Origin of the sequence: Parabacteroides caeci (assembly GCF_023656795.1) — a bacterium.
In the GTDB taxonomy this organism is placed as follows: domain Bacteria; phylum Bacteroidota; class Bacteroidia; order Bacteroidales; family Tannerellaceae; genus Parabacteroides; species Parabacteroides segnis.
The window spans coordinates 164,564-172,162 of sequence record NZ_JAMOKT010000005.1; the positions used below are offsets into that span (position 1 = coordinate 164,564).

A 7,599-nucleotide genomic window follows, 5' to 3' on the forward strand; every position below is an offset into this window, starting at 1 on the left:
ATTACAAATCGTTAGTTATCATAACATTATAACATTGGCACATATTTTGTATTAAGATCAAAACAAATTACTATTAAAAGAGAATCATGATACAACACTACATCACTATCGCCTCACGCAATTTTATCAAATACAAATTGCAAACATTTATCAGCGTTATCGGACTGGCTATCGGACTCGTCTGTTTCACCTACGGGATGAAATGGCTGGAATACGAAACCTCGTACGACGGTTTTTATCCGAAGTCCAAACAAATGTACACACTTTACGGCATCAACAAACAAACCGGAAAAAAAGAGCGGAAATTACCACTCGTCCTGGCCCGCAAACTTAAACAGGATTTCCCGGAGATAAAAGAAACAGCAATGGTATACAATAATTTCGGCTCTACTTTTAGATATAACGATCAGATACTGGAAGACCCGAAAGAAATATTTATCGACAAAAACTTCTTTACCCTTTTCCCCCGGAAAGTTCTCAGTGGTCGACAAACAGAACTATTGCATTCATCGGATGAAATTGTCATAACCAAGTCTTTCGCCCTCAAATATTTCAAAAGCCCGGAGGAAGCGATCGGGAAAGTGATGAAAAACGGCTACAGGGAAACACTCACCATCGTGGCGGTTGTAGAAGATGCGCCTGCTAATTCCGCATTCCAACAGGATGTATTCGAATTAGACGAGTTTACCACCAGAATGACGGACAGGATACCGGAAGATAGACAATGGAGTCAGTTGGATAACGAAATTTATCTGCTATTGGAAGACAATGTCAGTGCAAATATATTCAAAAAGAAGTTGCAAACCTATCTGGAGAAAAACAACTACCTGAATACGCTTGCGGTAAAGATGATTCCGTTAACAGACATGCGGCATACTTTTGGAAGCGAGCTATCGTTCAACTTATCCTATATCCGTACTTTTGCCATAACAACCATTTTGCTATTACTGTGCGTATTCTTCAATTTCATCAATCTCCTTCTAAACCGTATCTACCAGCGCATAAAAGAGATAAGGCTCCGAAATTCGATCGGTGCCGGTAAACGGGAGCTGATCATACAGCTATTGACCGAACTCACATTACAAACCAGTATAGCCTTTGTCCTAGCCTTTTGTCTGCTGGAACTCACTTCTTCGCTGTTCTGTAAAACCTTCGATACGAAGATAGCCGACCCTGATTTTTATACGAGTTTGATTATAATCACTTTAGTCAGTTGGGGGGTATTGATAGTTGTCTCATTCCCCTTATTACTGCGTTTCATACGAACATCTTCACTGATGTTGTCCGGAGGTATTTCTGCTAACCGGAAGGGTTCGTTCCGCAAAGTCAGCATGACTATTCAACTCGGCATTTGCGTATTCTTCCTGATGAGCACCTTCATCATGCTCCGACAGATTTCATTAATGAAACATAAAGACCTAGGATTCCAGAAAGAGGGGTTGATTCATCTCACAATGGATTATCGTGACCGTGAAGGAATCACCCACGAACTGGCAACTCTTCCTATAATCGATGAGTTTGTTGAATGCAGTGTCTTCTCCATCACCCACGAACCTCATACGCAAAATGAAGTACACTGGGAAGGAAAACCGGACAATTTTAACCCGAATTTCCAAGTAATCGGAGTAGGCAGTAAATTCCTGGATGCATTCAAAATAAGCTTATTAAAAGGTCGTTTTATAAACGATAGCGACTCGGATCCGGAACAGTGGCACATGCCAAGCAAGACAGCAGTCATCAATGAAGAAGCCGCCCGGATCATGGGTATGGACAATCCTATCGGGAAAAAGATCAGTGTATGGGATGGTTCTGTCCATGGTGATGGAACCCGTGGACGGAAAGAGTTTGAAATTGTCGGTATCGTTAAAAACTTCCAATCTGCCAGCTTGCGCAATCCTATACACCCGATGGTTATCACACTCGACGGAAGTAAATGGAACAGTTACTACTATTACGCTCGTGTAAAGCCTGAAAATGAACAGGCCGCCATAAAAGAAATACGTAAGGTTTTTGAAAAACACAAGAAAGAAGGAGACACCGTACCTAACATACAGACAATGACAACTATTTTCAACCAGTTGAACAAATCGGAGGATGCCAGCCTGCAACTCTTCTCCCTGCTGGCCATACTCTGTACTTTGATCTCGATCTTCGGAATCTATTCCGTTTCATCCAGCAACATTGCACAACGTCGGAAAGAAGTAGCCGTACGTAAGGTGATGGGTGCCTCGTCGAAAACAATTATCAGCATGTTCTTCAAAGAATATCTGACAATCGTAGTCATTGCCAATGCGGTTGCCCTTCCACTAGCCTGGTTGTTTATGCACGGATGGCTGGAACAATATCCTTATCGCATCAGTATCGGTTTATGGATGTATGCCATAGTATTGTTAGCAACAAGCGCTTTGATTATCTGTACCGTCCTTTACCAGACACTGAAAGCGTCTGAAACGAATCCGGCCGAAGTCATAAAAAGCGAATAAAAAATTAATCTTATGATACGTCATTATTTAAAAGTCACTTTCAGGGAATTTGCCAAATATAAAACCCAATCACTGGTCAGCATTATCGGACTGGCAATCGGCTTCACGGCCTTTATCCTGGGCGGTTACTGGCTGTGGTGGGAAACACACTTCGATAACTTTCATCCGAACGGCGACCGGCTTTATTGCCTGACCACCACCGGACTGGTGAAAAAAGCAACCGGAGCGGATGCCGACCTGGACCAGTTACATATGAACGATCTGGCCGAACTAACAAAACTATTGCCTGAGATCGAACAAGTATGCAAATTCGCAAACTGCAATTTCACGATAAAAGAAAATAATAGCAGCAAATATATTTACGGGCTTGTCTGCGATCATTCCTTTTTCGAAATGTTCCGTTCCGACTTTGTCGCCGGGACATACAAAGGGACTGTCCTCGACGGCCAATCGGTTGTTCTCACCCAAAGCACGGCTATGAGATTTTTCGGAACGACCGATTGCATCGGGAAAGTCTTTGATTTAACAGGGCAGTATCGCCCTACCATAGTCGGAGTGATCAAAGATTATCCGGATAATTCAGACTTTATCTTCGAATTCCTTTTAATCGATCAGGTAAAACCGATGACACACGTAAACCGAAATAAAACATATGTACGTTTACACCGGGATTGTAATATCAAAAAAGTAAAAGAAAAACTGGCAGCTTATAAAAGCCATGCTGATGATCCTTATGGAGACGAGCATGTAGACCAATGGAAAATAAACCTGCGGACTCCTTCGGAAGTTCATTTATATTGCCATCCGGAACTGGATAACAGGATACGGAACATTCATATCCTGGCGCTCGCCGGTTTAATGGCCTTTATGAGTGCCCTTATGAACCTGCTGGTCCTTTTTATCGGACAGCAACAACGGAAAAAGAATAAAAACAGGACATACCTTTGTATCGGGGCTTCTACCAAAGAGATGATGCAAAAAGGCTGGACGGAATTATTCCTCCCCATGTTCATCGCTTATTTATTGGCATTCTGCCTGATTGAAGTCATTTATCCCTATTATGACAGTTACACCACCTGGAATCGTTACGGAATGTACGAAGGCGTATCCCGCCATATCGACCAATCGGCATTAGTGTTTAATGCGATAACAGCAATCCTCGCCAGTACGCTATTATTCTGGATAATTACTTATCTGCCGATCCGCAGGATACTTTGCAGCCCTGGCACTCAGTCCGTTTCTCTGAAAAGAGGATTAATAGCCGGTCAGATATTTATCGGATCGCTGTTCTTCATTACATCTATTATTCTTTTCATGCAATTGCATTTTATTCTGAACAAAGATAAAGGTGTAGAGTATGAAAATGTGCTTCAGATGGATATGGGATACGAAAATGCATACGAGAATGACCTGAGAGTTCTCGAACCGGAGTTACGAAATCATCCTTATATACAAGAAGTCTGCTACACAGCTGTAAACTCTCCGGTATTTACGGAACAAGGAGACTGGTATGGAACAGAAATTATACATTTATCATTTGATCCGGCCGAAACTGATCCGTTCCGGGAAGATAATCTGATGCTGGTCAGTAAAGAATTTTTTTCACTGTTCCATATCGGCCTGAAAGAAGGAAAATGGCTGGACGAGAGTAATCCGGGTTCTTATCTCGTCAATGAAACCGGTTACCGTCAGTTGGGTTATAAAGACTTATTGGAAAGAAGCATTTACAGATATGATGAAAAACAATATTCGGCAACTACCCAAAAAGTATCGGGCATAATAAACGATTACATTTATGCTCCTATGCAATTTCCTGTATTAAGTATCTTTTTCCGTCTTTATACCGATAAAGATGCAAAGAATTATACGCCTGTTCAATACTTCTATGTCCGTTATCTTCCAGGCCATAAAAAAGAAGTAACCGAACATATCAGGCAGGTAGCAAAAAAGTTCAACGTAAGCGGAGTGACAGACACTAGTTTATGTACTCCACTAACGGATTTAGTGGATAAGTTCAACCAGCCGGAAAAAGTCATTTTCAGTGTATTCAGTATTATTGCAATCCTTTGTATCCTGATCTCCACTTTCGGTATTTACTCCCTGGTCAGCCTCTCCGCCCAACAACGTAAAAAAGAGATTGCCATCCGCAAAGTGAACGGTGCGACTTTTTACCATATCCTGCAATTATTCTTCAGGGAATACCTGATATTAGTCGTGATCAGCAACCTGTTTGCCTTACCGATAGGCTATATCCTGATGAATCGCTGGCTGGAAACATATGCCAACCACATCCACCTGACGATATGGCCTTTCATCGCCGTCTTTTTCATTACCTGTATAATTGTCCTCCTTTCCATCTTCCGTCAGATAAAAGAAGCAGCACTGGCAAATCCGGCGGAATCGGTAAAAAGTGAATAAAAAAGAGAAACATGATACAACACTATCTGACAGTTGCCTTGCGCAACCTGCTAAAAAATAAAGGGCAAACATTGATCTCTGTCACTGGTCTTGCAGTGGGTCTGTTCTGCTTTGCACTATGTACTTACCTATTACGCTATTGGATGAATGAAGACAATGAGTTTAATAATAAAAAGCAGATCGCAGAAATCGTATTGGTACAGGATGATGGTCATCTTGTATCTGGAACTCCCGCATTTTTAGGAGTAGATATCCAGAACAAACAATTTCCAATAATCGAATGTATCACAAGAGCAACCTATAATAATCCGGAAAACTTATCTTTCGAAATATCAGAAAGTAAAACGCTCCCTTATCAACTATATGTAATGGAAACAGACACAAATTTCATTACTGTATTTGACAGACATTTGGTATGCGGGGATATCTCTGCTATCAATAAACAGCCGAACACTCTCTTGTTAAGCCAATCAGCGGCAAAAAAAATATACGGAGACGAAAACCCTATCGGTAAAAAAGTGATCGGACAAGATCAGAAAGCATATACCATTGGCGGGATATTTGAAGATTTCCCCGCCAACAACAGCATCAGTCCTTACGAGCCCATAGAAGCGCTGACCCTATCCGTTCTCGATGGATTTCTGGAACAACAAATCAAAGAAAGAACAGGATGCAATACGTATGCTCTCACCCTTCCGAATTTCAAACCAGATGATCTGGATAAACAGCTACGCGATTTAAACCTGAGGATTTTACTTTTCGATAAAAATCCTTCGCCAGTCAGAGCTTTCCAGCTAGGACATACTAAATATAAAAATACAGGGTACACACTATTTTATGGCTTCATCTTTTTAATCGGCCTGTTAATCTTTCTATCATCACTACTGAATTACTTTTCTTTTATAACTGGTAATTTTTATAACCGGACAAAAGAGTTCAGTATCCGGAAAGGCATAGGGGAAGACAAAAAACACCTATTTTTTCTACTTTTCACAGAATCTTGTTTATCATTGTTCTTTACCACAATATTCGCATTATGCCTTGTCGAGTTATTAACACCCGGATTTCAGTTTTCTTTCTTCCGGATAAAAGTAGATTTCGATAGCTTGTCACTGTCCGGTCAAATAGTTGAATATCTATTAGGCTGTATTATTCTGTCCGCCATCATCTGCGGAATCGCTTGTATCCGATTAGACCGAATATCCCTGATAGAAGGTATCCGCTTCTCCCGACACCGTGTTAGGAATACCTTATTAGGCATTCAATATTTTATTGCCCTCTTCTTTCTTTCCGGGGCAGCAATAGCAACTTTTCAAACCCAAACCGGAGAACAACAGCTATTCAGCTCACTCAATAACGATGAAAAAGAAAGAATATTTTTCGTCCGTACCGACTACCAATATATGGAATCAACCTATCCGATATTACTTTCCAAATGGAAAGCAAATAGTATGATAGAAGATATACTTGAAGTTCATGATAAATTACCCAATACCCGAATAAATAGTTATATATGGGAAAACGGAGAGAAACAAACATTTGGAGGTATTCTGTATGCTTCGGCCAATGTCGGTTCTTTTCTTCATCTCAAACCGATTGCAGGTTCATTACTCCTCGACGAACAAAGCCTGTTGATCAACGAAACATTCATGAATGCGATCAAAGAGAATCCGGTAAATAAAATTGTCCGGATAAATAATGCTCCCAAAGAATACAAAATCAATGGAGTCACCAGTTCTTTAATCCGTTTCGTTGACGGATCTGAGCATTTTGCTTCTCTGGCAATCGGATTGTTACAAAAGCAAGGGAATTGTTATGTACGCTTCCAGCCAGAAAAAGAAAAAGAAGGAAAAGCTTATCTTAAACAAACAGTCAAAGAATTTCTCCCGGAAAGCATACAGCCGGAAATACATACTTTAAAAGATGAATGTACCCGAATACAAACGACAGAACGTATGCTCCGCAATGTGTTTACTTTTTTTGCTACAGTTTGTCTGATAATAACTTTGTTAGGTATTTACGCAGCTATTTCGCAAGACACGGAACGTAGGCAGAAAGAAGTTGCTATCCGCAAAATCAATGGAGCGTCATTGAAAAACATATCGTACCTGTTCATGAAGTTCTACCTTGGGTTGCTACTGATCGCGACATTGTTTGTTTTCCCTCTTATGTGGATGATCACGGATGAAATGCTTAAAAACTGGATTATCCGTTTCAACTACAACAATCCGTTATTCTGGTTCGGCATCTTCTTTGTCATTACGATCTTTACAGCCGTCGTTATCCTAATTAAGATACTACGAACGGCCCGTATCAATCCGGCAGACGTTATCAAGGCTGTCTTTTTGTAAATAAGGTTGACTCTTTAAAGAATCAACAATGAAAAAGAAGAATTATTATCAAGAGAGAGAGCATCATCTGATGTGTCATGAGATTTATCGCCTTCGTGTAGTAGAAGGCCTGGAAGTCGCCGCGATAGTAGAAAAACTGGGTATAAGTCGTTCTCGAGTTTACCGTGCATTAACTATCTTTGAGGTTGATAACCCCCAAAAAGCAGCAATGATGAAGAAACAAGGCAAAGAGGTAACAGAGGAAGATTACAAAAAGTTACTGGGTGAGATCGCCTCTCTCAAGAAGGATTTAGCTCAGGAACGCCTTCGGGCTGACTTTTACGAAGAAATGGTGGCCTTTGGCAAAG

Annotated in this window: 4 protein-coding genes; all 4 read left to right on the plus strand. The window is 40.8% G+C overall.

What is annotated here, in order from left to right; translation table 11 throughout:
* Window positions 1-86 precede the first annotated feature (86 nt).
* Window positions 87-2,483: an ABC transporter permease gene (locus NBH15_RS04290; protein WP_250822075.1), complete on the plus strand. Its 2,397-nt coding sequence runs from the start codon at window positions 87-89 to the stop codon at window positions 2,481-2,483.
* Between the two features lie 12 nt (window positions 2,484-2,495).
* Window positions 2,496-4,901 (plus strand): FtsX-like permease family protein, encoded by a 2,406-nt coding sequence (locus tag NBH15_RS04295; RefSeq protein ID WP_250822076.1) that lies wholly within the window; start codon window positions 2,496-2,498, stop codon window positions 4,899-4,901.
* Between the two features lie 11 nt (window positions 4,902-4,912).
* Complete coding sequence (locus NBH15_RS04300) at window positions 4,913-7,252, plus strand: ABC transporter permease (protein WP_250822077.1); 2,340 nt, start codon at window positions 4,913-4,915, stop codon at window positions 7,250-7,252.
* A 28-nt stretch (window positions 7,253-7,280) separates the two neighbouring features.
* A partial coding sequence (locus tag NBH15_RS04305) for a hypothetical protein (protein WP_250822078.1) occupies window positions 7,281-7,599 on the plus strand: 319 nt, incomplete at its 3' end.